Below are 26,338 nucleotides of genomic sequence, written 5' to 3' on the forward strand. Positions count from 1 at the left end.
CTCATTGGAATCTCAGGCGGCGAAGCGCTGGGCTTCCCCGCCATAATAGCTGACGTAGCGGGCGCCGATCTCCTTGACCGGCATCACCACGAACACGTCGACCGTCGAGAATTCGCGGTCGATGACGCAGCCGTCGCCGATGCGCGCGCCGACGCGCAGATAGCCCTTGACCAGCGGTGGCATCGCCGCGATCGCGGCCTTGGCGTTGACCGCCTCGATCGGCATCAAATCCATGGAACAGTAGCGGCCGGCGACGGCGCGCACGTCCCAGGCCGAATTCGTCCGGCAGTGATGGGCGAGATAGGTCAGCGCTTCGGCGTGCGCCGCCGGCACGGTGCCGGGGAACGAGGCGCAACCGGTCATCACGCCGATCCCATAATGGTTGATATAGGCCCAGATACCTTGCCAGAGCGCCTCGATGGTGCGCTTCGAGCGGTATTCCGGCAAGACGCAGGAGCGGCCGAGCTCGAGGAAACGCTGGCCGGGATGGCGGGCGATAAGATTGGTCAGCTCAAACTCGCCCTCGGAATAGAAGCCGCCGGCCGCTGCCGCGATCTCCTGCCGCAACAGGCGGTAGGTGCCGACAATGCGGCGATGCTCGGGACCGGACAGCGAGGTGTCGAAGACGAGCAGATGATCACAGAGCGGATCAAAATGGTCGGCGTCGCGGCGGTCCTGCACCTGAAACAGGGTTTTCCTGGCGCCGAGCTCGTCATAGAACACCCGGTAGCGCACTTCCTGCGCGGCGGCGATCTCGGCCTCGTTGCGTGCGAGCCGCACTTCGAGGTTGCCGATACGGCCAAGCGCTTCGCCTTTTATGACAGCATCGACGTTGCGCCCGGTGAGCAAAGCACCCCTGGCGTTCGGCCGAGCGTCACATTCCGGCATAACTGTATGCACGAGTGATTCTCCTTCGAGCCATCCCTCTTGGCACGGGGATACGGCGTATGTGCAACAGGATTGTGACAGTACCGTGATACGGCCCTGCCGGCAATACTTCGTCGGCTGGTCAACCCTTCAACCGGCTATGTTCTGCAGGTAAGCCAGGCAAGGACAGCCGGCGGATCAAGCGGCGACGTGACCCTCGACCGCATGGACAAGCGCGTCGGGGTCGAGCGGCTTGGTGACGAAGCCGCTGGCGCCATGGGCGAGCACTGCGTGGCGGGTCGTTTCCTGACTGTCCGCCGACAGCACCATGATCGGAACCGGCGACACGGCGGTTTCCTCCTCGTGCCGGCGGATGGCGGCGATCGCGTCCAGCCCGTCCATGACAGGCATGTGCAGGTCCATCAGCACCACGTCGAAGCGGTACTTGTGGTCGGTGCCGGTGACGGCCTCGACGGCGGCCTTGCCGTTGCCGACCAGTTTCACGCGATGCCCGGCCTTTAGCAGCGTGGCACGGGCAAGCATGGCGTTGATGTCGTTATCCTCGGCGATCAGCACGGACAGGCCCCGCCGCCGGCCGCCAATGGCGCGGGCGGTTGGTGCGCCGCGCTTTTCCGGCTGCGGCTGGGTGAGGGCAGGCACGCTGCTGGTCAAAAGCACGCGAAGCAACGTTTCGCCACGCACCGGCCTTGCCAGAAAGGTGGCGTAGCCGCTGGCGCGGAACTCGCCCAGCATGCCGCGGTCGGTTGGCGCGATCAGTGTGATCGCCTCGCAATCGGCAAAGCCGCTCTGGCGAAGGCGTTTGAGCAACCTGCCGTCGCCTTCCTCCATGGCCGCATCGACCAAAAGCGCGTCGCAGTCTTCGGCGAAGGACGCTGCCTGGGCGGCGGTGGTGGCCAGATCGACCTTGCCGCCATTGGCGCGGATGGTGCGGGCGATGGCGTCGGCCTCGATGGCGTTCTTCGACAGGATCACGGCGCGCCGCCCTGACAGCGCATCTCGACGGCTCTGCGGCGGCTCGGTGGCCGATATTGCAGGGATTTCGAAGACGAATTCCGAACCCTGGCCGAGCTGGCTCGACACCGAGATCGTGCCGCCCATGGCGATCACCAGGCGCCTGGAGATGGCAAGACCGAGCCCGGCGCCGCCATGCGCGCGGGTCGACGTGCCGTCAGCCTGTTCGAATTCCTCGAAGATGCGCTCCAAGTCGTCCTCGTGCAGGCCGGGACCGGTGTCGGTGACGGTGAAGCCTATGCGGTCGGTGGTTTCGGTGCGGGCACGAGCGATGCTCACCAACACGCCGCCGCTGTCGGTGAACTTGATGGCGTTGCCGATGAGGTTGAGCAGCACCTGCCTGACCCTTCCAGGATCGGCTGATATCATCTGCGGCACGTCGGGTTCGACATGGCAGCCAAGGCCGATGTTCTTGGCGAAGGCACGCGCCGCCAGGAGTTCCACGATGTTGTCGGCGATCTCGCGCACCGACATTGGCTGCGGTTCGGGATCGAAGCGGCCTGCCTCGATCTTGGAATAGTCGAGCAGGTCCTCGATCAGCGCCAGCAGCGCGCTGGCCGAGGTCGAGATGGCGCCGACATAGGTCCGTTGTTGCGGCGAGAGCCCGGTGTCCGCCAGCAGCTTGGCCATGCCCATGATGCCGTTCATCGGCGTGCGGATCTCGTGGCTGACGGTGGCGAGGAAGCGCGATTTGGCCTGGCTTGCATATTCGGCTCGCTCGCGGGCGGTGATCAGCGACGTTTCGGCGTGCTTGCGGGCGGTAATGTCGCGGGCGATGGCGCGATGCGAGACAGCGCCGCTCTCCTTGTCGCGCACGGACAGTTCGATCCATGAGAACCAGCGCGGGCCGCTCGGTGTTCTAATGGCGACGTCGGTGGAGCTCAGGCATTCATGGTCGGAAAAAGCGGCATCGGGAACGATGCCGACGTCGATGCCGAGGTCGGCCAGGGCCTTGCCGGCAAGGTCGCGCTGGTCGGCTCCGACAAGCTCGGCGAAAACCTTGTTGGCATAGACGATGTGGGCGTCACGGTCGCGATGGACGACGAGATCGCCAAGCGCGTCGATCAGCCCGCGAAAGCGTTCCTCGCTCTCCTGCATCTCCCACACGCGGTCGGCCAGGCTCTCAACCTCGGCGCGGCTGCGCGCTGCGGTCTCGCCAAGCAGCGCAACCGTGCGGCGCGCCGTGCGCCTGGCACGCAGATGCACGGCAAGGCCTGCCATGCCAGTCGACAAAAGCCCGACGGTGATGAAGATCGGCGCGCCGGTCAGATGCGACAGGCCCGCCAGCACGACGATGGCGACGAGCATCAGGAACGGCAGGCCTTCGCGATTGGCGGCGGGCAATTCAGGCGCCAGTGGCGGCGCCGCGATATGCTGCCGGCTTGGCGCCTCCGGGCCGATCCCGTCGACGTTTTCGGCGCTCTCTGTTTCTCTGATGCCGGATTCCGTGACCATGCGGAAACCCTTGCCAGACAGAGATTATGGAAAATTGCCGCGGATCGTTCGAATTTTAGCGGTCGCGCGTTTTTTGCCTCTCCGCTCCTGAAGCGCGTCGCGTTTGGCCGGCCTCATGCGAGGCGCTTCAGGTTACTGTTTTTATGCATGCCGTTATCGCAAACCGCTGCAGGCCCGAGGGCATGCTTTTTGCTCGACATGCATTAAAAATCGGAGAAGGAAGAGCTCACATGTCCACCACCAAGCGACCGCGGACCTTGCCCTCGACGATATCGTGCGCGGCGTCGATGATGCCATCGAAGCCGATGGTCGTGGACAGGTTGGCGAGCTTCTGGAGGTCGAGGTCCGTGCCGATGCGGCGCCACGCCTCCATGCGGACCGTTTTTGGCGCCATCACCGAATCGATGCCGAGCAGACAAACGCCGCGCAGGATGAACGGGGCGACGCTCGTCGGCAGATCCATGCCGCCGGCCAGGCCGCAGGCGGCGACGGCGCCGCCATAGGAGGTCATCGAAAGGACATTGGCCAGGGTGTGACTGCCGACCGCGTCGACGCCGCCGGCCCAGCGTTCCTTGGCGAGCGGCTTTGCCGGCTGGGCAAGCTCGTCGCGCGATATCACCTCCGAAGCACCCAGGTCGGTCAGGTAGGAACTTTCAGCGCTGCGGCCGGTCGAGGCGACGACGTGATAGCCGAGGCTGGACAGAATCGAAACCGCGACCGAGCCGACGCCGCCGGCCGCGCCCGTCACCACGATGGGGCCGCGTTCCGGCACGATGCCGTGCCGTTCCAGCGCGATAACGCAAAGCATGGCGGTGTAACCTGCCGTGCCGACCGCCATCGCATCATGCAGGCTCATGCCCTGGGGCAGCGGCACCAGCCAGTCGCCCTTGACACGGGCGCGCTCGGCATAGGCGCCAAAATGCGTCTCGCCGACACCCCAGCCGTTCAATATGACCTTGTCCCCCGTGCGCCAGTCGGCATGGGAGGACGAGATGACGGTGCCGGCGAAATCAATGCCCGGCACCAGCGGCCAGCGGCGGATCACCGGCGCCTTGCCGGATATGGCGAGGCCGTCCTTGTAGTTCACCGTCGTCGCCTCGACGGCGACGGTGACATCGCCTTCCATCAGGTCGGCTTCGGTAAGGTCGGTGATCGCGACCGACTGCTTCTTCTCGGCGTCGCGCGAAACGAGGATGGCTTTGAAGGTTTCGGGCATGTCTTCTCCTCGGGCTTCTTGAATGGGACACTGTATGGCGGCAGAAGGCCAGGTCAATCGCTTGAGGGCTTGGCCTCACGCCGCCAACCAATGAGTTCGTCGAGGACGACCACCACCGCGCCGACTGCGATGAAGGCGTCGGCGAGGTTGAAGATGGCGAAGGACCATATTGGGGTGTGAAACAGGATGTAGTCGATCACGTGACCATAGGTAACGCGGTCGAACAGATTGCCGAGCGCGCCGCCGACGATCAGCGCAAAGCCGATGCGGGTAAGCACGTGGCCGGGCGGAGTGCGGGCCGCGAGATAGAGCACGAAAGCGACGACAAAAGCGGCGATGACCACCAGGCCGGTGTCACCGAAGGACGAAAACATCGAGAAGGCGATGCCGGTGTTGTAGGTGCGATACAATGCCAGGAACGGGACAAGATCGACCTTTTCCTGAAAAGGGAGGCCGGTCTCGACCAGATATTTCACCCACTGGTCGAGCGTCACCGCGGCGGCGACCAGCACGACGTAGGGCAACCAGGATTTTGCCGTTGGGGCTTTCACCGTTCGGGATGTCACGGTCAGGCGCCCTCCGGGGCAAGTTTCAGCGCGCGGCGCCGGACCTCGAACAGCATGATGCCGGTGGCCACCGCGAGATTGAGCGAATCGGCCCGACCAGACTGTGGAATCCGCAGCAATCTGTCGCAGCTTTCGGCCAGGCTTTCGGGCAGGCCCTGCTGTTCGTTGCCCATCATCAGCAGCACCGGGCCTTTGGAAAAGTCGACCGAACGGTAATCGACCGCACCCTTCAGATGTGTGCCGGCAACCAGGCCAGGAAAGCTTTTTCGCCACGCAAGGAAGGCTTCCGGCGTCGCCTTGGCGACCGGCACGGCGAAGATCGAGCCCATCGTGGCGCGCACGGTCTCGACGGAAAAAGGATCGGTGGTCTCGCCGACCAGGATGATGCCCTTGGCGCCAACGGCATCGACGGTGCGGATGACGGTACCGAGATTGCCGGGATCGCGCACGCGGTCGAGCGCCACCCAGACATCGCCGTCTTGAGCGCGGATGTCCTTCAGCGGCAGGAACTTTTGCGAAAAGACGCCGACCACCATTTGCGGGTTGTCGCGGCGCGTGATGGCGACGAGCACTTTTTCCGAAACTTCGAGCACGGTGCCGCCGGCGGCAACCGTGCGTGCCGCGACCTTTTCGACCGCCGCGTTGCCGCGTCCGGCTTTGGCGAAGACCAGCGTCCGGATCGACCAGCCGAGGTCGAGCGCGTCGATGACCAGCTTCAGCCCCTCGGCCATGAATGCGTTCTGCTGGTCGCGGTATTTCTTCAGCGAGAGCGCCTTGATGTCCTTGATCAACGGATTGGCAAGGCTGGTGACTTCCTTCACCTGCCCTGGCGCGCCGGCGTGCCGCTCGCTCATTCAGGCCACCCAGCGCGAAAACAGCGAGGTGGACAGCGCCCGGCCGGCGGATTTCTCGCGGATAATCAGTTCGCCGGATTCGACCGTGCCGCCCATGCCGGCAAAAGTGTCGCGCATCAAGGCATGGATGGCGAAGAAGGAAGCGCGGATCGAATAGGCGGTCAGCACGACAGCGAGCGGCTTCGGCGTCAGGACCGAGCGGCAGAGGTCGGTCAGAGCCGGCAGATCCTCGAACAATTGCCAGACCTCGCCCCTGGGGCCACGGCCATAGGCGGGCGGATCGAACAGGACGATGTCGTAACGGCTGCCTCGGCGCTCCTCGCGCTCGGCGAATTTTAGGGCGTCGTCGACGATCCAACGGATCGGCTTTTGCGACAGGCCCGCCATCTCCTGGTTCTCCCTGGCCCAGCCGATCGCCTTCTTGGAAGCATCGACATGGGTGACCTCGGCGCCGGCGCGCGCCGCCACCAGCGAGGCAAGGCCGGTATAGCCGAACAGATTCAGCACTTTGACCGGCCGCTTCGCCGCCGCGATCAGCCCGGCCATGTGATCCCAGTGCGAGGCCTGCTCGGGGAACACGCCGACATGGCGAAACGAGGTGAAGCGGCCGAGATAATCGATGCCGTCATGCTTCATTGGCCAGGTTTCGCCGAGCGGCGTCCTGGGGAAACGCCAGCGGCCGATGCCTTCCTCGTCGGTGTCGCCGGTGAAAATGGCGTCGGCGCGGTCCCAGTCTTTGGCCGGCAACGCTTTTTGCCAGATCGCCTGGCCTTCAGGCCGAACGATGCGATAGGGGCCGTACTGCTCGAGCTTCTGTCCGGCACCGCTGTCGAGCAACGCGTAGTCGGCGTTGGGCGCGACTTCGAGGATCAGCGGCAGGTGTTCGGCGGGCAGGGCGCCGTCGCGGCGGGAAAGGACGCGCGGCGCGGCTATCGGCTCGGTGCGGTTGCCCGATGCGCCGGTTGCGCGCGGTTCCGCCCCGCCCTTTGCGAGCTGATGCGAGCGGCTGTCGCGGCGTTTGTCGCGAAAAGGTTTCAAGGAAGAGCATCTCCTGGGGCGACGTGGCCCGCTTCTGCCACAGCACATTCACCGGCGCAACAAACGCAGTCGCCGGACATTTCCGAACCGGTCAGCCGCGCTTGATGAAGAGCAGGGCGGCAACCAGCGATACGAAACCGACGGCCTTGAAGCCGGCGACGATCATATGGCCTGTTTCCCAGCGCAGCCGGATCGCTTCGAAATTCTCCGGAATCGGGCCAGGCACCCAAGTGGCCAGAATATCGTTCGCCGGCTTGACGAGAGCAAACCACATCGCAAGAGACACCGCATAGATCACGGCAGCGGCCAACGCATACCAGAACGCTGGACGGTCATTGCGCAGCATCCAAGCGAGCAGTCCCGGACAGCCGATCGCGGCCAGGTCCAGTGGCGCGCCAATGACGGCAAACAGCTGGAACTGGGCGTTGAAGACAGTCGTCTCGCGCCAGAGAGAAGGCGACCATTTCGTCAGCCGAGGAGCTGATTCCAGGACATGGGCGAAGGATGGTCCAAGGCTGAGCGCCGCGACAACGGCGGCCAAGATGGACCAGAACAACAGGAACCCGCGTATCTCCATAACGCCCGAACAACGGGGTGACGCCGGAGACGTTCCGAAGGGAAGGGAGTAAGGCAGTAGGCAGTAGGTGAGTAAGTGAATAGGGAAAGCATGGCTTGCACGAAGCCGCTCGATTTGTACGGCTCCCCTACTGCCTACTGCCTACTGCCTACTGCCTACTACCCTACTCCGCGCCTTGTACACCGCAATGCCGGCGGCGAGGTCTTCGAGGGCTGCGCCGACCGATTTGAACAGCGTGATCTCACCGGGGCTCTGCCGGCCCTTCTTCTGGTCGCGTGCCAATTCATGCAGGTCGGCGACGATGGCTTGCGCCTCCAGCACGCCCGAGGCCAGCGGCTGGACGATGTCGCCCGCTTCCTTGGTGGCGCCGGCCCGGGTGTCGACGTAGACGCGGGCGCGCGCAATCGCATCGTCGTCGCTTTCGCGCATGGCCGGCGTGAAGCCGCCGACCAGATCGACATGGGTCCCCGGCTTCAACAGCGCGCCCTTGATCAGCGGCGTGGTCGTGATCGTCGCCGACGAAACGATGTCGGCCTGGCCGAGTTCGGCGTCGAGATCGCTCGCGGCGGTGGCCGCAAAGCCCTCGGCGCGCAATTCCGCCGCAACCTTTTCGGCATTGGCCGGCGTGCGGTTCCAGATGCGGATGACGGTGATCGGCCGCACCGCGCAATGCGCCCTGGCGAGGAACGGCGACAGCGCGCCGGCGCCGACCACCAGCAACCGCGAAGCGTCCTCGCGGGCCAGATAGGAGGCTGCCAGCGCCGAGGCGCAGGCCGTGCGCCACTGCGTCAGCCGCTGGCCGTCGATCATGGCTTCAGGCTCGCCGGTCGCACCGTCGAGCAGGAGGTAAAGCCCCATCACAGCGGGTTTGCCCACGGCGTTGTTGTCGGGCGACACGGTGACGATCTTGACACCGATATGGCCGCCTGCCGACGAGCCGGCGGCATTGAAGTCGGTCCAGGCCGGCATCAGGAGCAGGGTCGAGGCCGCGCCGTCGGGCCGTTCGACCGTATGGTGGTGCCTGACCGGCTGTACCGCGCCATCGCGAAAAGCCGCGCGCAGCGTTTCGACCAGGCCGGGAAAGGTCAGCGCCTGATCGACCTCGGCCGCCGAAATGCTCAACATAAGAAACTCCGTCGAGAGAAATACGCCTGACGCATGACCGCGAAATCAGAAGCGATTTTCTGCAAAGATCATGCGCAATCAAAAATGGTACAGCGTCCTTTGCGCGCCCAAAAAGGACGCGCGGCGGTTCCGGCTCAGCCCGTCGGCTTCGGCAAGGAGGGGCCTTGTTGCGCGGCCGGTGCCCGGCTGACCGCCTGGCGCAAGTTCTCGGCCTCGACGCCGCGCTGGCGCGCCAGCTTGCGATAGCGGCCCTGCTTGATCCAGGTCGCCAGGCTGCCGACGATCATGCCGATGGCGAGGGCCACGAACAGGAAGATGAAAAGCGGCAGCGTCATCGTCAGCGCCGGATTGCCGGGGTTGAATGGGTCCAGGGTGAAGGCAACCGGATCGCGGTTGGCGACCGCCAGCGCAATCAGAATGACGGCCAGCGGCACGAAGACCACGATGAGCATGAAACGATTGAACATAGAATTTCCTGTCGAAGGCGCGCTCTACCAAAGGCCGGGCCTCCTGAAAAGGCCGGCATGGCGCATGAGCCCGCGCGGCGCTTATTTGCCGCTGTTCAGCCTTTCACGCAATTCCTTGCCGGTCTTGAAGAACGGCACCCATTTCTCCTCGACCTCGACGGATTCGCCGGTACGCGGATTGCGGCCGGTGCGGGCGGGGCGGTTTTTCACCGAGAAAGCGCCGAAACCGCGCAGCTCGACCCGGTTGCCTTCGGCGAGCGCGTCGGTGATCTCGTCGAAAATCGCGCCGACAATGTTTTCGACGTCACGCAGGAAAAGGTGCGGGTTGCGTGTGGCGATGATCTGCACAAGTTCGGATTTGATCATGAGAAGGCTCCCCGTGAAAACACTGCGGTCAAATTATGAGGATGATTTTATTTGCTTTTTTCACTCGTCTCAAGGGTGCCAGACGGAAACCAGACCGTCAAGAAACAAGCGATCGGCACCAAGTTCGTGAATGATGTCGCCGCCATAGTCGGGCAGGCCGAGCGCACTGCCGATGGTTCGTGCCATCGCCTTCGAGAACAGGAAGCCGCCGCTTTCCGCGTCCTTCCACTCCACCACCTTGAGCTTGGCGTCGATGCCCTTGGTTGCGAGCCAGTCGATCGCTTCGGTCTCGCCGCCGACCGCGTCGACCAATTTGTTGGCAACGGCCTGCCGGCCGGTGAAGATCGATCCGTCGGCCAGCGCCAGCGCCTCCGGTTTGGTCATCTTGCGGCGTTCGGCGACGATGCCGACGAACCAGTCGTAGCTGTCGAGGATGAGCTTGCGGACCATGGTGCGCTCGTCGTCATTGGTCGGCTTGAAAGGCGATGGCGAAGCCTTCAACGGCGAGGATTTCACTTCCTCGAGCTTGACGCCGAGTTTGTTCATAAGGCCGCTGACGTCCGGATACTGGATCAGCACGCCTATCGAGCCGACAATCGACGATTTGCGCGCGACGATATGATCGGTCGCGGTGGCGATCATATAGCCCGCCGATGCGGCCAGCGTGCCGACCTGGGCCACTACCGGCTTCTCGGCGGCCAGCTTGCGCACTGCCTCGTAGATCGATTCGCCGCCGACGGTGGTGCCGCCAGGTGAATCGATCGACAGGATTACAGCTTTCACCCTCGAGGATTGACGGATGGCGTCCAGTTGCTTGATCAGGTCGTCGTCTTCGGTGATGGTGCCCTCGATCTTGACCTTGGCGATATGGTCGATCGCCGCGCCAGTGAAGTCATCGCCGTAAATCCAGGTCGAAAAGGCAATCAGCCCGGCTGCTGCGACAACAAGCGCTGCAACGCGCCAGAATGTCAGCTTGCGGCGCAAGCGGCGGCGGTCGATCAGGTCGTCGGCTCTCAGTACCATGGTCAGCCTCATAGTCGGTGGGAGCAGATGCTTTTAAAGCAACCGCCCGCGCCCGGCTACCGATTCCTGACGAGCTTGCGCCAAAGACAAGGTCTCGACGTTGGCGAGACGGCGTTTCGAGAGAACATAAAAGACCAATCCACAGCCCCTAACGCTGTCGGCCCGTATCTGGTATGACGTGCAAGTTGTGCCGGTTTCATTTTCGTTTGTGCAACAGCAACCGTCACACTTTTGCGGTTTTCCTCCGCTTGTGCTTGCTTGAGGGCGCCGGCATCCCACCTATAGGGGTGCTTGGCGGCAGGGGTTTAGAAGAAAGCAGTTATGTTAGCGCGACCGATCGAACCGACCAACACCGAGACGGAGTTGGCTTCCCCGGACGTAGGCCCGGCGCGAGTCGACGCCTTCGGCATCGCCCAGCGCCATTCGCGCCGCGTGCGTATCTTGAAGCTGGCGGTGCCGCTGGCCGCTGCCGCGATCGCGGTCGCCGTCCCAGTCTATTCCTATCTCGTGGCACCTGGCTCAATCCAGGTCCAGGCCGACGCCAGCGCGTTCGCCAATGGCAAGCTGGTGATGGCCAACCCCAAGCTCAACGGGTTCACCAAGCAGAAACTGCCCTATTCCATGACGGCTTTACGCGCCATACAGGACGTGAGCCAGCAAGGCATCATCAATCTGGAAGGCATCGACGCCAAGCTGCCGATATCAACCGACAATGTGGCGGCCATCAATGCCCCGCACGGTAGCTTCAATCGCGATGGCAACACGATGAGCCTGACCAGCGATGTCACCATAACCACCACAGATGGCCTGGCGGCAAAGTTCAAATCGGTCTTTCTCGACATGGGCAAAGGCACTATGAAGACGAACGATCCGGTCGACGTCAGCCGTGGCGGGTCGCGGATTACCGCGGATTCGATGTCTGTCCAGGACAACGGCAAGATCGTGGTTTTCGAGAACAGAGTGCGTGTCAACATCGATCCCGCCAGCTTGAAGGCGGCAGAGGCAATGAGCGGAGAATCCAATGCGGTTCAGTAGTTCGACACGGCTCGTGGCCGCGGCTTCGGCGTTGCCGGCTGTTGGGCTGGCTTTGGGGCTGGCTTTGGGGGCGGCGCCGGCTCTGGCGCAGTCCAGGACCACCAGCCAGCTGTCGGGCCTCAAACTGTCCGGGGACAAGCCCATCCAGATCGAAAGCGACAAGCTCGAGGTCCGTCAGGCGGACAGCGTCGCGGTGTTCACAGGCAATGTAAACGTCGTCCAGGGTCCGACCTTGCTCAAGGCCGGCAAGATGACGGTCTATTACGTCAAGGACCCGGACGCTGCCGCCAAGGGTGAGCAGGCCTCGGGTGCCGCGATGACCGGCTCGGCCGACATTGACCGTCTGGAGGTCGCCAACAAGGTCTATATCAAATCGGACGACCAGGTCGCCACGGGCGACAGCGGCACCTTCGACATGAAGACGGAAGTGCTGGTGCTTTCAGGCAGCAAAGTCGTGCTCTCGCAAGGCGACAATGTACTGGTCGGCTGCAAGCTGACCGTGCAGATGAAGAGCGGTCTGGCCCAGGTCGACCCCTGCGGCGGTGGACGCGTCATGATGTCGATCACGCCGCCGAAGTCGGGAGCGGCGAACCCCTGATGGTCGACGTAGCATCGCTGTTGGCGCGTCTTCCAGGACGCGCCGCCAGCAAACTTGCGGCACCGGCCGCGATTAGCCTCGATCAGGTAAAATTCAAGGGAACCCTGATCGCCAAAGGGCTGACCAAAAGCTACAAGGGCCGCAAAGTCGTCAGTGGCGTGACGATCGGCGTGCGCGCCGGTGAGGCGGTCGGGCTGCTCGGCCCTAACGGCGCCGGCAAGACCACCTGCTTCTACATGGTCACCGGCCTGGTGCCGGTCGACGAAGGCACGATCGAAATCGACGGCTTCGATGTCACCTCTATGCCGATGTACCGCCGCGCCCGCCTTGGCATCGGCTACCTTCCGCAGGAGGCGTCGATCTTTCGCGGCTTGAGCGTCGAGCAAAACATCCGTGCCGTGCTCGAAGTGGTCGAGAAGAGCCGCAAGGAGCGCGAACGCATTCTCGACGAACTGCTCGAGGAGTTTCACATCAGCCATCTGCGCAAGGCCCCGTCGCTGTCGCTTTCCGGCGGCGAGCGGCGGCGCCTTGAAATCGCGCGCGCCCTGGCGACCCGCCCCGCATACATGCTGCTCGACGAGCCTTTCGCCGGCATCGATCCGATCGCCGTCGCCGACATCCAGCAACTCGTGCGCCATCTGACGGCGCGCGGCATCGGCGTGCTCATCACCGATCACAATGTCCGCGAGACGCTCGGCCTGATCGACCGCGCCTACATCATCCATGCCGGCCAGGTGTTGACCCATGGCCGGGCCGACGAAGTGGTTGCAAACCCGGATGTGCGGCGGCTTTATCTCGGTGAGGGGTTTACACTCTAAGCGTGAAAATTTCTGTCCAGACGCGGTTTTTGACGCGAGACAGAGCTTGTTCTTCGATTTCTCGTCGGAATACGCACGGACAGGCGAGTTTTGATCGCCGTCGCCTTGACAAGCAAAAGCCGGGCCAGTTTCTATGCCGAACTCCTTCCGGCAGTCCGATGCGTAGACAGGGCGTTTGAACCGAACCATGGCGTTGGCGGCAAAACTACAGCTACGACAGTCCCAGTCGCTGGTGATGACGCCGCAACTCATGCAGTCGATACGGCTGCTGCAGTTCACCCACATCGAGCTGGAACGCTTCATCGACGACGAGATCGAGCGCAATCCTTTGCTCGAGCGCGCCGAGCCGCAAGACGATGCCGTCAGCGACCAGGCGCAGAAGATCGATGCCGCGCCGGAAACGGCCACCGCCGGCGACTGGTTCGAGAAGGACACGGCGTGGAGCGCCGAGGCGATCTCGGAAAAGCTCGATACTTCGCTGGAAAACCTGTTTCCCGACGACCCCGGCACCAGCGAGCGGCTCGGTCCCGACCTGACGGCCCAGTGGAAATCGGCATCCGGCAACGGTTCCGCATCCGCTTCCGACGGTTTTGACGTCGGAGACATGGCGGCCGGAGCCATCACGCTGCGCGAGCATGTCGCCGAGCAGGTCGCGCTTGCCTTCGCCGACCCGGCAGCACGCCTGATCGCCAGCGAACTGGCCGATGGCCTCGACGAGGCTGGCTACATGCGCGCCGACATGGCTGAGATCGCCGCCCGTCTCGGCACCGACAGAGCGGCGGTGGCAAATGCGCTCGCGGTCTGCCAGACATTCGAGCCCACCGGCATCTTTGCCCGCGACCTTGCCGAATGCCTGTCGCTGCAGCTTGCCGTCCGCGACCGGTTCGACCCTGCGATGAAGGCTTTGATTGCCAATCTCGAACTCCTGGCCCGGCGCGATTTCCAGACCCTGAAACGGATTTGTGGGGTCGATGAGGAAGATCTGCTCGACATGCTGGCCGAGATACGTGCGCTCGATCCGCGCCCGGGGATGGCGTTTTCGGGCGGCGCCAGCGACGCGATCATCGCCGATGTCGAAGTGCGTGCGGCCAATGACGGGAGCTGGGTGATCGAACTCAACCCCGAAACGCTGCCGCGCGTGCTGGTCGACCATATCTATTTCGCTCGGGTTTCGCCGCATGCGAAAAATCAGACGGAAAAGGATTTCCTGGCGGAGTGCCTGCAAAACGCCAATTGGCTGACGCGCAGCCTCGATCAGCGGGCGAAGACTATCCTCAAGGTTGCCTCAGAAATCGTGCGCCAGCAGGACGCCTTCCTCGTCCATGGCGTGCGTCACCTGAGGCCGCTCAACCTGCGCACGGTGGCCGACGCCATCGGCATGCACGAATCGACCGTCAGCCGGGTCACCGCCAACAAATACATGCTGACGCCGCGCGGCGTGTTCGAACTGCGCTATTTCTTCACCGCCTCGATCGCTTCGTCGGGTGGCGGTGACGCGCATTCGTCTGAAGCGGTGCGCGACCGCATCAAGCAGTTGATCGACGAGGAGAAACCTGCCGACGTGCTTTCCGACGACGCGATTGTGGATATGTTGCGGGAAAGCGGCGTCGATATCGCCAGGCGCACGGTCGCCAAGTATCGGGAGGGCATGAATATTCCCTCGTCGGTGCAGCGGCGGCGTGAAAAACGCGCTTTGGCCAGCGCCGGACGTTGATCTCCGACTGAATTTTCGACAGCTTTCGCACTTCATTGACAAGCCGCAATGAAGTGGCTAGAAGCCCGCCCGCATGGGACGGGCTACTGCCCGCATGCGGATGGTCCGTCACGACGTTGGCCACGGGACGGTCAAGAAGGCGGCTTGTGATCAATCGGAAAAGTTCGGATTTAAAATCGGCGCAAGTGACGCCGCAAAGCTTGTGCGCTCAGACCACGGGTATAAACTCGGGACAGTTTGAAGCCTGAGCAAGGAAGGTCAGTATTCAGATGACGCTGCGCATATCAGGAAAACACATGGATATCGGCGATGCGTTCCGTACGCGCATCAACGACCGTGTCGGAGAGGTGATCGGGAAATATTTCGATCGGGGCTTTTCAGGGCAAATTGTAGTCGTCAAATCGGGATCGCGCTACACGGCCGATTGCATGATCCGGCTGGATTCCGGCGCTTCGCTGCAGGCGACCGGTGAAGCGCAGGACCCGACGCTCGCTTTCGAGGCGGCGGCGGATCGCCTCGAGACCCGCCTTCGCCGCTACAAGCGTCGGCTGAAGTCGCATAATTCAGGCAACGCCAATGGCGAACCCACCGACGTCGCCTATACGGTGATGGCGCCGCTTGCCGACGATGACGAGGAAATGCCGGAGAATTTCGCGCCAGCCATCGTCGCCGAATCAACCATGACGCTGCGGACCATGTCGGTGGCGTCAGCCGTGATCGAACTCGACACCAAGGACAGCCCGGTCCTCGTCTTCCGCAACGCCGGAAACGAGCATCTCAATATCGTCTATCGTCGGCCGGACGGAAACATCGGCTGGATCGACCCGTCTACGACCAAGGTCGCGCAGGGCTGACGGCCAAGGCCGCAGCGGGCTGACGGCCAAGGCCGCACTGGGATAAGGCACCAGCCGCACGCGAGAGTGAGGGCTGGCGACGGCAGGCGAACAAGGGATTTCAAGTATGGACCTGAGCGATCTTATCAACGTTCCGGCAATCTTGCCGGCGTTGAAGGCGAACTCCAAGAAGCAACTGCTGCAAATGCTGTCCGAAAGGGCGGCGGCGATTGCCGGCATTCCGGAACGGGAGGTGTTCGACACCATCCTGCAGCGTGAACGGCTGGGCTCGACCGGTGTCGGCAACGGCATTGCCATTCCGCATGGCAAGCTAGCCGGGGTGAAGCGGATCGCCGGGGTTTTCGCCCGGCTGGAGACGCCGGTCGATTTCGAGGCGCTGGACGACCAGCCGGTCGATCTGGTGTTCCTGCTTTTGGCGCCCGAAGGCGCCGGCGCCGACCATCTCAAGGCGCTGTCGCGCATCGCGCGGGTGCTGCGCGACGCCGACACGGTGGCCAAGATCAGGGGCACCCGCGACGCCGCCGCGATCCATGCGCTGTTATCGGATACACAAGCCTCGCACGCGGCCTGAGTTTTTTCGATCAGTTCGGTTAAAGGGCCGCCGCGAGCGGCCCTGTCCGTTCTAACCAGATCGCTGCGCCGTCTTGTTAGTGGATGGCGACTTAGTGGATCGCGACGGGGGTCAGGTCGTTTTCCAGGGCGCCAGCCAGCGCCCGCTCGCGAGCGTCGGAAAGCAGGATCGGCTGACCGTTGGCGGCAAACAGGGCCCACAGTTCCAGCCCGGGCGCGATTTCGCCGAGGCCTGGGAAACGGCCGCGCAGATCGTCGCTCGAGATTTTCCTGAGATAGGCGACCGAGCCTTCGCCGAGATGGGCGAACTCGCCGCTGGTCATGATAAGATTTTCGTCAGTTCTGGTCATTTAAGCCTCCGTGCTGCGAGGACCCCGTTCAAGGCCGCCTCGCATGAGAGCAATCGGTAAAAATCAGTCTTTCACCGATATGTTTATTTTCCGTACCAGCCGTTCGGACTCGGGCCGATCGAGATCGATCGACAAAAGACCGTTCTTCAGCTCCGCCGCGATCACCCGCATGCCGTCGGCCAGCACGAAACAGCGCTGGAACTGGCGCGCGGCAATGCCGCGGTGCAGAAATTCGCGCTCGGTGTCATCGTTCTGACGGCCGCGCACGACCAACTGGTTCTCCTCCGTGGTCACATCGAGATCGTTTTCGGCGAAACCGGCGACAGCGAGCGTGATACGCAGCCTTTCGGCCTTGCCGTCGGCACCGCTGAGGCGCTCGATGTTGTAGGGAGGGTAGCTGTCACCCGACTTCGCCAGACGCTCCAGGGTCTTTTCCATGGCGTCGAAACCCAGGAGAAGCGGGCTGGAAAAAGGCGTCATTCGGCTCATGTTACACTGTCCTCTCAAGAGCGACATAAACTGGAAAAACCCGTATGGCATTTTTCCCGATGGTCTTGATATGGTCCGCCCGGCGGTCGAGTTCAAGCCGTCAAAATCCCCGCCCAAAAAGACTCCCTAAAAAGGAATTGAAATGCCCCAATCCCGCAAGATCATCATCGACACGGATCCCGGCCAGGACGATGCCGTCGCCATATTGCTGGCGCTCGGCAGCGCCGAGCTGGAGATCGTCGGCATGACCGCCGTCGCCGGCAACGTGCCGCTGAGGCTCACCGAAAAGAATGCACGCAAGATCTGCGAGCTGGCCGGCCGGCCCGACATCAAGGTCTATGCCGGCGCCATCCGGCCGCTGGCGCGCGAACTGGTAACCGCCGAGGAGGTGCACGGCGAGACCGGGCTCAACGGACCGCAATTGCCCGAACCAACCATGGAGCTGCAGGACAAGTACGCGGTCGATTTCATCGTCGAGACGCTGATGAAGGAAGAGAGCGGCACGATCACCCTGTGCGCGCTCGGTCCGCTCACCAACATAGCGCTGGCGCTGATCCGCGAGCCGAAGATCGCGCCGCGCATCAAGGAAATCGTGCTGATGGGCGGCGGCTTCTTCGAAGGCGGCAACGTCACCCCGACCTCCGAATTCAACATCTATGTCGACCCGCATGCCGCCGATGTCGTATTCAAATCCGGCATTCCGATCGTCATGATGCCGCTCGACGTCACCCACAAGGCGCTGACCACGGCCAAGCGCACCCAAGCCTACCGCAAGCTCGGCACCAGGGTCGGCACGGCCACGGCGGAGATGCTGGAATTCTTCGAACGATTCGACGAAGCGAAATACGGCACCGACGGCGGTCCGCTGCATGACCCTTGCGTCATCGCCTATCTGTTGAAACCCGAGCTGTTCAGGGGCCGCAACTGCAACGTCGCTGTGGAAACCGCCTCGGAACTCACCATGGGCATGACCGTGATTGACTGGTGGGGCGTGACCAAACGGCCGAGCAACGCCATGGTGATGCGCGACATCGACCACGATGCGTTGTTCGCGCTGCTGCTGGAAAGGCTGGGCCGGCTTTAGGGCTGCTTCCCTCTCCCCTTGTGGGGCCTTGTGGCCCGAAGGGCGGGCGAGGCCCGTGACTCGCCCCGGGCGGGGGACCTGCGTGCACCGCCGAGACGGTTGAGGGTGTTGGCCGGAGCGCTGTTGGTGCCAAGCTGGAACACCCCTCATCCGTCCGCGGAGCCTGTCCTCGGGCTTGCCGGAGGCAAGACCCGTGGGCGGCCACGAGGGGAGAAGGAAAAGAGTGCCGCTCACTTCGCTTTTGAAAATGCCAGCCACAGGCCGCCGCCGACCAGAAAACTGCCGCTTATCCGCGACAGCAGCTTGACGCGGCCGGCCGAAAGCAGGCGTCCGGCGCGGCCGGCGGCCAGCGCGTAGGTCGAATCCGATACGGCGGCAAAGATCATGGCGGTGAGACCCATCACGCCGATCTGCAACCCATGGTTGCCGTCAGGGGCGATGAACTGCGGAAAGAAGGCGCCGAAGAACACCAGCGTCTTGGGATTGCTGATCGCCACCAGCAGGCCCTGCAGGAAGAAGCCGCCGCGCGGTGTCTTTGCCGATCCGTCGGCGTTCAGCTTGCCCTTGGAGCGGAACATCTGCACACCCATCCAGATCAGATAGGCGGCACCGATCAGCCTGACCCATTCGAACCAATGGCCCATTCCCGCGATCAGCGAGGTCAATCCGATGCCGACAATGGCGATCATGATCGCCAGTCCGGCCTGTGTGCCGGCGACGTTGGCGAGGCCGGCGCGAGAGCCATGGCGGATGCTGTTGGCGATGATCAGCGTGACCGTCGGTCCGGGTACCAGGATGATGACAAGGCAGGCGACGAGATAGGTGGCATAGAGTTCCAGCGACATGGTTTCCTCAACAGTATGCGGCTTTGCGACACGGCTGACCGCGATCAATGCATGACAGTAACGCGGGTGCAAGCCGGCAAGAGATGTCGCTGGCAACCTTGATCTGGATTTAGGCTCCAGCCAGCCACGGCAGCGTCGTCTCGTAGGCTGCCGCCGCTTTCAGCACGGCCATGTCGCCGCGCGGCCGCCCGATCAATTGCATGCCCATCGGCCTGCCGCTGCCATCGAAGCCGGCCGGCACGTTGACCGCCGGGCAGCCGCCCAGCGTGGCGAGCGCTGACACCTGCATCCAGCGGTGATAGCTGTCCATGGCACGCCCGGCCACCTCCCTGGGCCAAGGAGTACCGACATCAAAGGGAAAAACCTGCGCAGTCGGCAGCGCAATCAGGTCGAATTGGTCGAAGAGTGACAGCAACGTTCGATGCCACGACGAGCGCCTCACCGTGGCGGCGTGGATCTGCGGTGCCGTGAGTTGCAGCGCCTGTTCCACCTCCCACACGGCCTCCGGCTTCAGAAGAGCGCGTTTCAAGGGATCGTCGTAATGCGCCTTGAGCGCACAACCGCTGCTCGCCTGGCGCAGCGTCACGAAGGCCTGCCACAGCGCTTCGAAATCGAAATCCGGCACCAGCGCTTCGGTCTGAAAGGATGCCGCGGCGAACCGGCCGAGAGCGGCCTCGCAAAGACTAAGGATGCCGGGTTCGACCGGCAGATGACCACCGAGATCGCCGAGCCAGGCGATGCGGCCGCCGGCCGTCGGCGTTTGCAGCCCCTGCAGGAAGCAGCCCTGTTTGTGATGCGAGAGCGGCGCGCGAGGGTCGTAGCCAGCCTGCTCGTCGAGCAGCAACGCCATGTCGCGCACGCTGCGGCCCATCGGTCCTTCGACGCCCATCTGTGCGTGGAAGACGTCAAGCTCGGGGCCGGCCGGGACAAGCCCCTGCGACGGACGGAAGCCATAGACGTTGTTGTAGGCGGCCGGGTTGCGCAGCGAGCCGCCAAAGTCGCTGCCGTCGGCGACAGGCACCATGTCGAGCGCCAGTGCGACCGCCGCGCCGCCGCTCGAACCGCCGGCGGTCAAGGCCGGGTCGAAAGCATTGAGTGTCGAACCGAACACCGTGTTGTAGGTGTTGGAGCCCAGGCCGAATTCGGGAACGTTGGTCTTGCCAATGATGATGGCGCCGGCCTTGCGGATGCGCTCGACGAAGAAATCGTCTTCCTGCGGCACGAAATCGGCGAAGATCGGCGAGCCGAAGCTGGTCCTGAGACCCTTGGTCTGCGCGAGATCCTTGATGGCGATCGGCAGGCCGAACAGCGGTCCGGCATGCCCTGCATGCGCCAGATGGGCGTCCGCCCTGTCGGCCTCGCGCAGGATGTCGGCGCGGTCGCGCAGCGAGACGATGGCGTTGACCAGCGGGTTTACCGCGTCGATCCGGTCGAGGAATGCCGTCGCCACCTCGCGCACCGACAACCGCCTGCGCCGGATCGCCTCGGCAAGATCCACGGCGGACAGGCGGCAGATATTGCCGGCAGGCGGCACGGCGTGGTTTGTGGCCGGACGCATGGCTCTCACCTGGCCTCCGGGTTTTGGAGCGCCGCCTCGACGTCCTTCGCCAGCGGGATCGCCGGCTGGGCGCCGGGCTTCAGGCAAGCGAGCGAACCAGCGGCTGCAGCACGGGCGAGCGCCTGGTCGAGCGGCAGGCCCGATGACAGCCCGGCGGCGAAATAGCCGCAGAACGTGTCGCCGGCGCCGACGGTATCGACAGGGGTGATGTTCAGCGCCGGAACCATCAGGAGATCGGCTGGCGTGGCGGCCAGAACGCCGTCACCGCCGAGCGTGACGACGATTGTGCGACCGGTCGTCCCCGCGAAATCGCGCATCCGCGCCGGGCGATCGCGGCCGCTCAGCGACAGCGCCTCGCCATAGAGGTCGAATTCGGTTTCGTTGGCGACGACATAGTCGGCCTTGGCGAGGAAGGCGGCCGCCTCTGCGCGGAACGGTGCCGTGTTGAGCACGGTAACCGCGCCTGCCGCCCGTGCTGCGTCCAGTGCTGCATCGACAGTCTGCAGCGGGATTTCCTGCTGCAGGAGCACGACATCGCCCTTCTTCATGAAAGCCTTGGAGAGGTCGCCTGTGACGACCGAATCATTGGCGCCCGGCACCACGGCAATGACATTCTCGCCGTCGTCGGCGACCATGATCAAGGCCGTGCCGGTCGAGGCGAAGGTTTCACCGACACCGGACAGGTCGATCTTGCCGTCCCGCAACAGCGCCAGCGCTTCGGTGGCGAAATTGTCCTTGCCGACCGCGCCGACCATACGCACCTTGGCGCCGGCGCGCGCGGCGGCCAGCGCCTGGTTGGCGCCCTTGCCGCCGGGTGCGGTGGCGAAACCGGAGCCACGGACCGTCTCGCCACGTGCGGGCAAGCGGTCGACATTGGCGATAAGGTCGAGGTTGATCGAGCCGACAACGATTATCAAGTGGTGCCTCCCTGCTGACTACGGGAAGCTACTCCGTAAGGCCGCCGCTTGCCAGACTGCGCGAGATGAACCCGCGCTGCCGGCCCGAATCTATTGGCGTTTTATCAGGATCCGACCTGTCCCGCTTCCCAGCCAAGGATGGCACGTTTGCGGGTCAGGCCCCAGTGGTAGCCGGTAAGCGCGCCGGACTTGCCGAGAGCCCGGTGACACGGCACCACGAAGGACATCGGATTGGCGCCGACCGCGGCACCCACCGCCCGGCTGGCGCTCGGTGCGCCGATGCCGGCGGCGATCGAGGAATAGGTGCAGGCCTTGCCCATCGGGATACGCAGCAGGGCCTCCCAGACGCGGACCTGGAAGTCGGTGCCGATCAAGACGACGCGTAGCGGCTGGTCGGCGCGCCACAGCGCCGGATCGAAGATGCGCGCCGCATAGGGCGCCGTCGCGGCCATGTCCTCGACATAGTTTGCGTTCGGCCAGCGGCCGGACATGTCGGCGAAGGCCGCGCGCTCGTCGCCGGCATCGCTGAAGGCAAGGCCGGCAAGCCCACGGTCTGTGACCATGATCAGGGCGATGCCGAAAGGCGAGATATGATAGCCGTAGCGGATCGTCAGCCCCGCGCCGCGCGTCTTGTAGTCGCCCGGCGACATCGCTTCGTGGGTGACGAAAAGGTCGTGCAGCCGGCCAGGGCCTGACATGCCGACCTCGAAAGAGGCTTCGAGCAGCGGCATGCCGGAATCGAGCAGTTTGCGCGCGTGGTCGAGCGTGACCGCCTGCAGAAACGCCTTGGGCGACAGGCCGGCCCAGCGGGTGAAAAGCTTCTGCAACCCGGTCGGCGTCTCGCCGACTTCCTCGGCCAATATTTCGAGCGATGGCTGGTCACGATAGTCAAGGCTGATCTTCTCGATCGCGCGCCGAACAACTTCGTAGTCACCGCCTTCGGGTGTGATGTCTTTCTTCAGAATAGCTGTCTGTGCGTTCATCGGGCCATCTCCTTGATCGTGAATATCGTCCTTCGCGGCTCCGATCACCACCCGAAACTTGCCTTCTCGTCATGTGCATCCAGATAGATTTGGCTTCGAGCAAGGAGCCGACGATGGCTGGCGAAAACATGCATCCCACCAAGGAGAAGTAGACGCTGCCGAATGCCGTTTATGGCAAGGCACCGCAGAACCGGTTCGCGAACGAGGCGGTTCGCTCACATTCAGCGCGCTTTCGCGGTCGCCAGGGCGCGCGAAAAGGCTGACGCAAAGCTCTCGCGGTCATCGGGATTGAGGAAGCCGCCGATCGGCACATTCTGGCCTTGTGCTTCCACCGCCATCCTGGTGATGCCGATTTCGGCGTGGCGGGCGACCGAAAAACGCGCCCAGAACGGATTGAAGCGATGTGCTTCCGATTTGCCTGATGGCGCGGTCTTGCGGATGTCGAGGCTGGTGCGCGAGACCGACACTTCCTCACGGGCGCGGGCGGCACGATAATTGGCGCGAAAGGCGATGTAGACGGCGATGACGTCGAGACCCAGGAAGCCGAACACCGGCCAGGCGCCGCGCGACAGGAAAAACGCTCCGGTAGCCAACGAGCCGAACAGCAGAGCGCCCATCAGGATGGCAAAGCCGGTTTTGCCCAGCGAGCGATGCGGTATCAGCAACGCCTGGAAGAATGGCTCGTCGGCCTGATATGAGGCGTTTGTGTCGCTCATGCCGGGATATTATAGGAAGGGGATGACGAGCCCCAAGTCCAAAAAATCCTCTACACCCAAAAATGAACTGCTCCCCGGCCGACGCGACGGCGCGAACGCCAAACCGCGTGCCCGGCCGGTGCGGTCCGATTCGCGCTACAGCCCGGCCGAAGTGCACGAGATTTTCCGACGCTTTTCCGTTCAGCGGCCCGAGCCGAAGGGCGAGCTCGAACACATCAACGCCTTCACGCTGCTGGTGGCGGTGGTGCTTTCGGCACAGGCGACCGATGTCGGCGTCAACAAGGCGACGCGGGCGCTGTTCAAGGTCGCCGACACGCCGCAAAAGATGCTGGCTCTCGGCGAAGCCAAGGTCGGCGACTATATCCGCACCGTTGGGCTCTGGCGCAACAAGGCCAAGAACGTCATCGCGCTGTCGGAGGCGCTGATCCGCGATCATGGTGGCGAGGTGCCCGACGACCGCGATCAATTGGTCAAGCTGCCGGGCGTCGGGCGCAAGACCGCCAATGTCGTGCTCAACATGGCCTTCGGCCAGCACACCATGGCGGTCGACACGCATATCTTTCGCATCGGCAACCGGCTGCGGCTGGCGCCCGGCAAGACGCCGGAACAGGTCGAGCAGGGGCTGTTGAGGATCATTCCAGACGAATACATGCGCCATGCGCATCACTGGCTGATCCTGCATGGCCGCTATGTCTGCAAGGCGCGCAAACCGGATTGCCCGATCTGTGTCATCGCCGACATCTGCAAGGCCGAGGAGAAGACGAATGATGTTCCGGCGCCGCTGGTCGAAATTGCGCCGCTCGAACCGGTAGGCGAAATTCAGTAGCCGTAGCCGCGCGCCATCGCCGCGGCGAAGACCGGGATCAGCAGGAAGATCAAGGCTTCGGCGCGGACATAAGTTCGAACGGATGCAAGTTGTGCCGCCGGCACTTGAAAGCCGGGGCTGGCCGAGGCCTGCCTGCTCCAGGACGCAAAGCGGACAGTCGGGATGATCGACAGCAGCCCGACGGTGACGAAGGCCACCATCTTTGCCCAGAATACCCAGTTGTAGACGTAGAATTCCCAACCTTTCAGGCCGTAGATGACGCGTCCGATGCCGACAACGATGATCAGCATGGCGATGATGCCGTAATGGCGATCGATGCCGACTAGCCGCCGAAGCGTCGCCGCGGGCAGATCGCCGCGGATCAGGACAAATTCGGCGCCGATGATGCCGGCCAGTGAAAACACCAGCAGATGATGAAAGATGGCAAGCAGAAGATCGGTGGTATCCATGCCCTTTTCCCTCCGTCGGACGGCACAGCGACGCTGAATCAGTTCATGCGAAGGGTAGCATCGTTCGGCAAGATTCCCATGCCGGAGCTGGAGTTCGCGACTACGTTGACGCCAAATCCTGACAGCCTAAATTTTGACCATGACCAGACTGAAACGCGCCTTGAACCCAATGCCGGACGACATCCGAACCGCTTTGACAAAGCAGGGTTTGATGGCGGCCTATGATGACAGACCGGATTATCAGAAGAACGACTATCTCGGCTGGATCGCTCGTGCCAAACGCCCCGAGACAAGACACAAGCGGCTCGACCAGATGTTGGACGAATTGAAGCGTGGCGGCGTCTACATGAACATGCCGTGGCGCGGCTGAAATCGCGCTTGTCAGGTCACAGTTTCCCGCGGTCGAAGCGCCTCGACCTCGTTTCTCGCGCTGGAAGATGATCTGCCCTGTCCTGGCTCTTGTTGGACATTTGGGCGACATGCATGAGGCACCGGCAAAGAAACACTTTGAATTTGCGCATGATCGTTTCGGAGGCGGTTTTTCGGCGATCATGCGTGGCGAGGCAGAGTTATGGGAAATCCAGGAGCAGCCAGTGCACCGGTCATCGAGACGAAGCGAACCATCTTGCGGCCACACCAGCTCGATGATTTCGATGCCCATGTCGCCATGTGGGCCGATCCGGACGTCACCCGCTTCATCGGCGGCAAGCCGCGCACGCGCGAGGAAAGCTGGATGCGCTTCCTGCGTCATGCCGGCCTGTGGTCGCTGCTGGGCTACGGCTTCTGGGCGATCGAGGACAAGGCATCCGGCCGCTTCATCGGCGAGGCCGGCTTCCACGATCTGAAGCGCGACATGGTGCCGTCGATCGAAGGCGTTCCGGAAGCCGGTTGGGCGCTGGTCCCGAGCGCACATGGCCAAGGGTTCGCCAGCGAAGTCGTCGGACGGGCTCTCGCCTGGGGCGACGAGGCATTCGGGCGTGCAAGGACTGTCTGCATCATCGATCCGGAAAACACCGCTTCGCTGAGCGTCGCGGCCAAATGCGGCTACAGCGAAGTGTTGCGGACCACCTATCACGACAATGCGACGATCCTGCTGGAACGGCAGCCCTAGCGGTTGCGGCCTGGCATCCTGTGGTTCTGGTCGAATTGAGGCTTTCTACGCCTGCCGCTTCAGCGCCGGGCCTTCCGCTTCGGCCTTTAGGGCCGCCTGTTCGAGCATCGAGGCGTCTTCCCCGAAAGCGCGGGTGGCGCGCGCGGCCGCCTCGATCAGCGGATTTTTCATGCGCTGCAGAAAGGCCGCGTCGACGCGCGTGCTCGGGCCGGACAGCGTCAACGCACCGAGCAGGATGTGCCCCGGCCCGAACACTGGTGCCGAGACGCCCGCCGTCTCGGGGTCGCGATCGCCGACCGACAAACAATGGTAGGTTTTGCGGATCGTCTCGTATGGTTCGCCCTGCTGACCGGAAAACGCCGCAAGCACGCGGCCGCCTGTGCCGGCCAGCAGGGGCAGCACGTCGCCTTCCCGGATGGTGTAGCGGATGGGATGCTTGGACTCGACGCGGTAAAGACAGGTGCGCACGTCGCCCGAACGGACATAGAAAGCGACGCTTTCCCAGCTTCGCTCGGCCAGATCGCGCATGATCGGCAGCAGGATGTCGATCGCCACCACCGAACGCTGGTATAGGGCGCCCAGCCGAAAGGTGGCAGGGCCGACACGGTAGCGGCCGTCGTCGAGACGCTCCAGCAATTGCCCGCGCAGCAACGAGTTCGCCAGCCTCAGGATCGTGCTCTTGTAGAGGCCGGTGCGCGCCGCGATTTCGGCCAGGCTGAGCGAGTGCTCGGCAGCAGCGAAAGCGTCGAGGATGGCGATCGCACGATCGAGCGCGGCAACGCCGTTGGTCGACGCAGGCTTGGATTGTGTTACGGTTGTCCGCTTGACCACGTCG

General features: G+C 63.4%; 30 protein-coding genes. 10 read left to right on the top strand and 20 right to left on the bottom strand.

Going from position 1 to position 26,338, the window contains the following annotated elements:
• Window positions 1-12: 12 nt before the first annotated feature.
• From olsB to sppA, 11 genes are all read right to left on the bottom strand, one after another.
• Window positions 13-888: a l-ornithine N(alpha)-acyltransferase gene (gene olsB, locus AC0L2V_RS21305; RefSeq protein WP_167366477.1), complete on the bottom strand. Its 876-nt coding sequence runs from the start codon at window positions 886-888 to the stop codon at window positions 13-15.
• Window positions 889-1,065: 177 nt separating this feature from the next.
• Window positions 1,066-3,354, bottom strand: coding sequence for a response regulator (locus AC0L2V_RS21310; RefSeq protein ID WP_473521116.1), 2,289 nt, complete (start codon window positions 3,352-3,354; stop codon window positions 1,066-1,068).
• 226 nt (window positions 3,355-3,580) lie between these two features.
• Window positions 3,581-4,570 carry an acrylyl-CoA reductase (NADPH) gene (gene acuI / locus AC0L2V_RS21315; protein WP_473521117.1) on the bottom strand — a complete coding sequence of 330 codons (990 nt, stop codon included), beginning with the start codon at window positions 4,568-4,570 and terminating at the stop codon, window positions 3,581-3,583.
• A 53-nt stretch (window positions 4,571-4,623) separates the two neighbouring features.
• On the bottom strand, window positions 4,624-5,136 hold the full coding sequence (gene lspA / locus AC0L2V_RS21320) for a signal peptidase II (RefSeq protein ID WP_473510758.1): 513 nt from the start codon (window positions 5,134-5,136) through the stop codon (window positions 4,624-4,626).
• Between the two features lie 2 nt (window positions 5,137-5,138).
• A complete protein-coding gene (locus tag AC0L2V_RS21325; RefSeq protein ID WP_473510756.1) occupies window positions 5,139-5,990 on the bottom strand; it encodes a TrmH family RNA methyltransferase in 852 nt (283 codons plus the stop codon).
• On the bottom strand, window positions 5,991-7,028 hold the full coding sequence (locus AC0L2V_RS21330) for an RsmD family RNA methyltransferase (RefSeq protein ID WP_473510755.1): 1,038 nt from the start codon (window positions 7,026-7,028) through the stop codon (window positions 5,991-5,993).
• A 91-nt stretch (window positions 7,029-7,119) separates the two neighbouring features.
• A complete protein-coding gene (locus AC0L2V_RS21335) occupies window positions 7,120-7,605 on the bottom strand; it encodes a DUF1772 domain-containing protein (protein ID WP_473510754.1) in 486 nt (161 codons plus the stop codon).
• Window positions 7,606-7,746: 141 nt separating this feature from the next.
• The gene (gene lhpI / locus AC0L2V_RS21340; protein ID WP_473510753.1) at window positions 7,747-8,730 is read right to left on the bottom strand and encodes a bifunctional Delta(1)-pyrroline-2-carboxylate/Delta(1)-piperideine-2-carboxylate reductase; all 984 of its coding nucleotides are present in this window, start codon (window positions 8,728-8,730) and stop codon (window positions 7,747-7,749) included.
• A 134-nt stretch (window positions 8,731-8,864) separates the two neighbouring features.
• Entirely contained in the window at window positions 8,865-9,197 is a 333-nt protein-coding gene (locus tag AC0L2V_RS21345; RefSeq protein ID WP_091595569.1) for a LapA family protein, read from the bottom strand.
• An 81-nt stretch (window positions 9,198-9,278) separates the two neighbouring features.
• Window positions 9,279-9,563 carry an integration host factor subunit beta gene (locus AC0L2V_RS21350; RefSeq protein WP_023797441.1) on the bottom strand — a complete coding sequence of 95 codons (285 nt, stop codon included), beginning with the start codon at window positions 9,561-9,563 and terminating at the stop codon, window positions 9,279-9,281.
• A gap of 69 nt (window positions 9,564-9,632) precedes the next feature.
• Window positions 9,633-10,586 (bottom strand): signal peptide peptidase SppA, encoded by a 954-nt coding sequence (gene sppA / locus AC0L2V_RS21355; RefSeq protein WP_287074550.1) that lies wholly within the window; start codon window positions 10,584-10,586, stop codon window positions 9,633-9,635.
• A gap of 321 nt (window positions 10,587-10,907) precedes the next feature.
• Between sppA and lptC the strand changes: the two genes are divergently transcribed.
• The 6 genes from lptC to ptsN all read left to right on the top strand — a co-directional run bounded on the left by lptC (window position 10,908) and on the right by ptsN (window position 16,176).
• On the top strand, window positions 10,908-11,621 hold the full coding sequence (gene lptC, locus AC0L2V_RS21360) for an LPS export ABC transporter periplasmic protein LptC (RefSeq protein ID WP_473521118.1): 714 nt from the start codon (window positions 10,908-10,910) through the stop codon (window positions 11,619-11,621).
• The gene (locus tag AC0L2V_RS21365; protein WP_419694699.1) at window positions 11,608-12,219 is read left to right on the top strand and encodes an LptA/OstA family protein; all 612 of its coding nucleotides are present in this window, start codon (window positions 11,608-11,610) and stop codon (window positions 12,217-12,219) included. Before lptC ends, AC0L2V_RS21365 begins: the two co-directional genes overlap by 14 nt.
• The gene (gene lptB, locus AC0L2V_RS21370; RefSeq protein WP_287230420.1) at window positions 12,219-13,037 is read left to right on the top strand and encodes an LPS export ABC transporter ATP-binding protein; all 819 of its coding nucleotides are present in this window, start codon (window positions 12,219-12,221) and stop codon (window positions 13,035-13,037) included. The genes AC0L2V_RS21365 and lptB overlap by 1 nt, the downstream gene beginning before the upstream one ends.
• Window positions 13,038-13,224: 187 nt before the next feature.
• Window positions 13,225-14,751: an RNA polymerase factor sigma-54 gene (rpoN, locus tag AC0L2V_RS21375; protein ID WP_473521119.1), complete on the top strand. Its 1,527-nt coding sequence runs from the start codon at window positions 13,225-13,227 to the stop codon at window positions 14,749-14,751.
• A 269-nt stretch (window positions 14,752-15,020) separates the two neighbouring features.
• The gene (gene hpf / locus AC0L2V_RS21380) at window positions 15,021-15,605 is read left to right on the top strand and encodes a ribosome hibernation-promoting factor, HPF/YfiA family (RefSeq protein ID WP_023797447.1); all 585 of its coding nucleotides are present in this window, start codon (window positions 15,021-15,023) and stop codon (window positions 15,603-15,605) included.
• A 106-nt stretch (window positions 15,606-15,711) separates the two neighbouring features.
• On the top strand, window positions 15,712-16,176 hold the full coding sequence (ptsN, locus tag AC0L2V_RS21385) for a PTS IIA-like nitrogen regulatory protein PtsN (protein ID WP_023797448.1): 465 nt from the start codon (window positions 15,712-15,714) through the stop codon (window positions 16,174-16,176).
• A gap of 91 nt (window positions 16,177-16,267) precedes the next feature.
• On the opposite strand, the gene AC0L2V_RS21390 is transcribed toward ptsN, so the two are convergent.
• Together AC0L2V_RS21390 and AC0L2V_RS21395 are read right to left on the bottom strand one after the other, a co-directional pair.
• The gene (locus tag AC0L2V_RS21390; protein ID WP_023797449.1) at window positions 16,268-16,525 is read right to left on the bottom strand and encodes a BQ00720 family protein; all 258 of its coding nucleotides are present in this window, start codon (window positions 16,523-16,525) and stop codon (window positions 16,268-16,270) included.
• A 63-nt stretch (window positions 16,526-16,588) separates the two neighbouring features.
• The gene (locus tag AC0L2V_RS21395; RefSeq protein ID WP_023797450.1) at window positions 16,589-17,014 is read right to left on the bottom strand and encodes an Hsp20 family protein; all 426 of its coding nucleotides are present in this window, start codon (window positions 17,012-17,014) and stop codon (window positions 16,589-16,591) included.
• Window positions 17,015-17,156: 142 nt separating this feature from the next.
• Here AC0L2V_RS21395 and AC0L2V_RS21400 point away from each other — a divergent pair, with 142 nt between their 5' ends.
• Complete coding sequence (locus tag AC0L2V_RS21400; RefSeq protein WP_473521120.1) at window positions 17,157-18,098, top strand: nucleoside hydrolase; 942 nt, start codon at window positions 17,157-17,159, stop codon at window positions 18,096-18,098.
• 230 nt (window positions 18,099-18,328) lie between these two features.
• Here AC0L2V_RS21400 and AC0L2V_RS21405 read toward each other — a convergent pair whose 3' ends face one another.
• From AC0L2V_RS21405 to AC0L2V_RS21425, 5 genes are all read right to left on the bottom strand, one after another.
• Window positions 18,329-18,943: a LysE family translocator gene (locus AC0L2V_RS21405; protein WP_023797453.1), complete on the bottom strand. Its 615-nt coding sequence runs from the start codon at window positions 18,941-18,943 to the stop codon at window positions 18,329-18,331.
• Window positions 18,944-19,052: 109 nt separating this feature from the next.
• On the bottom strand, window positions 19,053-20,501 hold the full coding sequence (locus AC0L2V_RS21410; protein ID WP_473521121.1) for an amidase: 1,449 nt from the start codon (window positions 20,499-20,501) through the stop codon (window positions 19,053-19,055).
• A 5-nt stretch (window positions 20,502-20,506) separates the two neighbouring features.
• On the bottom strand, window positions 20,507-21,418 hold the full coding sequence (locus AC0L2V_RS21415; protein WP_473521122.1) for a ribokinase: 912 nt from the start codon (window positions 21,416-21,418) through the stop codon (window positions 20,507-20,509).
• Between the two features lie 104 nt (window positions 21,419-21,522).
• Window positions 21,523-22,401: a methylated-DNA--[protein]-cysteine S-methyltransferase gene (locus AC0L2V_RS21420; protein ID WP_091595685.1), complete on the bottom strand. Its 879-nt coding sequence runs from the start codon at window positions 22,399-22,401 to the stop codon at window positions 21,523-21,525.
• Window positions 22,402-22,622: 221 nt separating this feature from the next.
• Window positions 22,623-23,117, bottom strand: coding sequence for a DUF2244 domain-containing protein (locus AC0L2V_RS21425; protein ID WP_473494327.1), 495 nt, complete (start codon window positions 23,115-23,117; stop codon window positions 22,623-22,625).
• 22 nt (window positions 23,118-23,139) lie between these two features.
• Between AC0L2V_RS21425 and nth the strand changes: the two genes are divergently transcribed.
• Window positions 23,140-23,943, top strand: coding sequence for an endonuclease III (gene nth, locus AC0L2V_RS21430; RefSeq protein ID WP_473521123.1), 804 nt, complete (start codon window positions 23,140-23,142; stop codon window positions 23,941-23,943).
• On the opposite strand, the gene AC0L2V_RS21435 is transcribed toward nth, so the two are convergent.
• Complete coding sequence (locus AC0L2V_RS21435; protein WP_473510742.1) at window positions 23,937-24,392, bottom strand: DUF2214 family protein; 456 nt, start codon at window positions 24,390-24,392, stop codon at window positions 23,937-23,939. The two genes, nth and AC0L2V_RS21435, sit on opposite strands and share 7 nt — an antisense overlap.
• Before the next feature lie 169 nt (window positions 24,393-24,561).
• On the opposite strand from AC0L2V_RS21435, the gene AC0L2V_RS21440 reads away from it, so the two are divergent.
• Together AC0L2V_RS21440 and AC0L2V_RS21445 are read left to right on the top strand one after the other, a co-directional pair.
• Window positions 24,562-24,762, top strand: a complete 201-nt coding sequence (locus AC0L2V_RS21440) for a YdeI/OmpD-associated family protein (RefSeq protein WP_128169938.1) — start codon at window positions 24,562-24,564, stop codon at window positions 24,760-24,762.
• A gap of 201 nt (window positions 24,763-24,963) precedes the next feature.
• The gene (locus AC0L2V_RS21445; protein ID WP_473521124.1) at window positions 24,964-25,503 is read left to right on the top strand and encodes a GNAT family N-acetyltransferase; all 540 of its coding nucleotides are present in this window, start codon (window positions 24,964-24,966) and stop codon (window positions 25,501-25,503) included.
• A gap of 45 nt (window positions 25,504-25,548) precedes the next feature.
• Here AC0L2V_RS21445 and AC0L2V_RS21450 read toward each other — a convergent pair whose 3' ends face one another.
• Window positions 25,549-26,334, bottom strand: coding sequence for an IclR family transcriptional regulator (locus AC0L2V_RS21450; protein WP_473521125.1), 786 nt, complete (start codon window positions 26,332-26,334; stop codon window positions 25,549-25,551).
• Between the last annotated feature and the right edge of the window lie 4 nt (window positions 26,335-26,338).

The organism is Mesorhizobium sp. WSM4814 (genome assembly GCF_055811595.1).

Bases quoted from the DNA above. Each gene is read 5' to 3' on its own strand.
- olsB (WP_167366477.1), bottom strand. From the start codon at position 888: ATGCCGGAATGTGACGCTCGGCCGAACGCCAGGGGTGCTTTGCTCACC.
- AC0L2V_RS21310 (WP_473521116.1), bottom strand. From the start codon at position 3,354: ATGGTCACGGAATCCGGCATCAGAGAAACAGAGAGCGCCGAAAACGTC.
- acuI (WP_473521117.1), bottom strand. From the start codon at position 4,570: ATGCCCGAAACCTTCAAAGCCATCCTCGTTTCGCGCGACGCCGAGAAG.
- AC0L2V_RS21325 (WP_473510756.1), bottom strand. From the start codon at position 5,990: ATGAGCGAGCGGCACGCCGGCGCGCCAGGGCAGGTGAAGGAAGTCACC.
- AC0L2V_RS21335 (WP_473510754.1), bottom strand. From the start codon at position 7,605: ATGGAGATACGCGGGTTCCTGTTGTTCTGGTCCATCTTGGCCGCCGTT.
- lhpI (WP_473510753.1), bottom strand. From the start codon at position 8,730: ATGTTGAGCATTTCGGCGGCCGAGGTCGATCAGGCGCTGACCTTTCCC.
- AC0L2V_RS21345 (WP_091595569.1), bottom strand. From the start codon at position 9,197: ATGTTCAATCGTTTCATGCTCATCGTGGTCTTCGTGCCGCTGGCCGTC.
- AC0L2V_RS21350 (WP_023797441.1), bottom strand. From the start codon at position 9,563: ATGATCAAATCCGAACTTGTGCAGATCATCGCCACACGCAACCCGCAC.
- sppA (WP_287074550.1), bottom strand. From the start codon at position 10,586: ATGGTACTGAGAGCCGACGACCTGATCGACCGCCGCCGCTTGCGCCGC.
- lptC (WP_473521118.1), top strand. From the start codon at position 10,908: ATGTTAGCGCGACCGATCGAACCGACCAACACCGAGACGGAGTTGGCT.
- AC0L2V_RS21365 (WP_419694699.1), top strand. From the start codon at position 11,608: ATGCGGTTCAGTAGTTCGACACGGCTCGTGGCCGCGGCTTCGGCGTTG.
- lptB (WP_287230420.1), top strand. From the start codon at position 12,219: ATGGTCGACGTAGCATCGCTGTTGGCGCGTCTTCCAGGACGCGCCGCC.
- rpoN (WP_473521119.1), top strand. From the start codon at position 13,225: ATGGCGTTGGCGGCAAAACTACAGCTACGACAGTCCCAGTCGCTGGTG.
- hpf (WP_023797447.1), top strand. From the start codon at position 15,021: ATGACGCTGCGCATATCAGGAAAACACATGGATATCGGCGATGCGTTC.
- ptsN (WP_023797448.1), top strand. From the start codon at position 15,712: ATGGACCTGAGCGATCTTATCAACGTTCCGGCAATCTTGCCGGCGTTG.
- AC0L2V_RS21390 (WP_023797449.1), bottom strand. From the start codon at position 16,525: ATGACCAGAACTGACGAAAATCTTATCATGACCAGCGGCGAGTTCGCC.
- AC0L2V_RS21395 (WP_023797450.1), bottom strand. From the start codon at position 17,014: ATGAGCCGAATGACGCCTTTTTCCAGCCCGCTTCTCCTGGGTTTCGAC.
- AC0L2V_RS21400 (WP_473521120.1), top strand. From the start codon at position 17,157: ATGCCCCAATCCCGCAAGATCATCATCGACACGGATCCCGGCCAGGAC.
- AC0L2V_RS21405 (WP_023797453.1), bottom strand. From the start codon at position 18,943: ATGTCGCTGGAACTCTATGCCACCTATCTCGTCGCCTGCCTTGTCATC.
- AC0L2V_RS21410 (WP_473521121.1), bottom strand. From the start codon at position 20,501: ATGCGTCCGGCCACAAACCACGCCGTGCCGCCTGCCGGCAATATCTGC.
- AC0L2V_RS21420 (WP_091595685.1), bottom strand. From the start codon at position 22,401: ATGAACGCACAGACAGCTATTCTGAAGAAAGACATCACACCCGAAGGC.
- AC0L2V_RS21425 (WP_473494327.1), bottom strand. From the start codon at position 23,117: ATGAGCGACACAAACGCCTCATATCAGGCCGACGAGCCATTCTTCCAG.
- nth (WP_473521123.1), top strand. From the start codon at position 23,140: ATGACGAGCCCCAAGTCCAAAAAATCCTCTACACCCAAAAATGAACTG.
- AC0L2V_RS21435 (WP_473510742.1), bottom strand. From the start codon at position 24,392: ATGGATACCACCGATCTTCTGCTTGCCATCTTTCATCATCTGCTGGTG.
- AC0L2V_RS21440 (WP_128169938.1), top strand. From the start codon at position 24,562: ATGCCGGACGACATCCGAACCGCTTTGACAAAGCAGGGTTTGATGGCG.
- AC0L2V_RS21445 (WP_473521124.1), top strand. From the start codon at position 24,964: ATGGGAAATCCAGGAGCAGCCAGTGCACCGGTCATCGAGACGAAGCGA.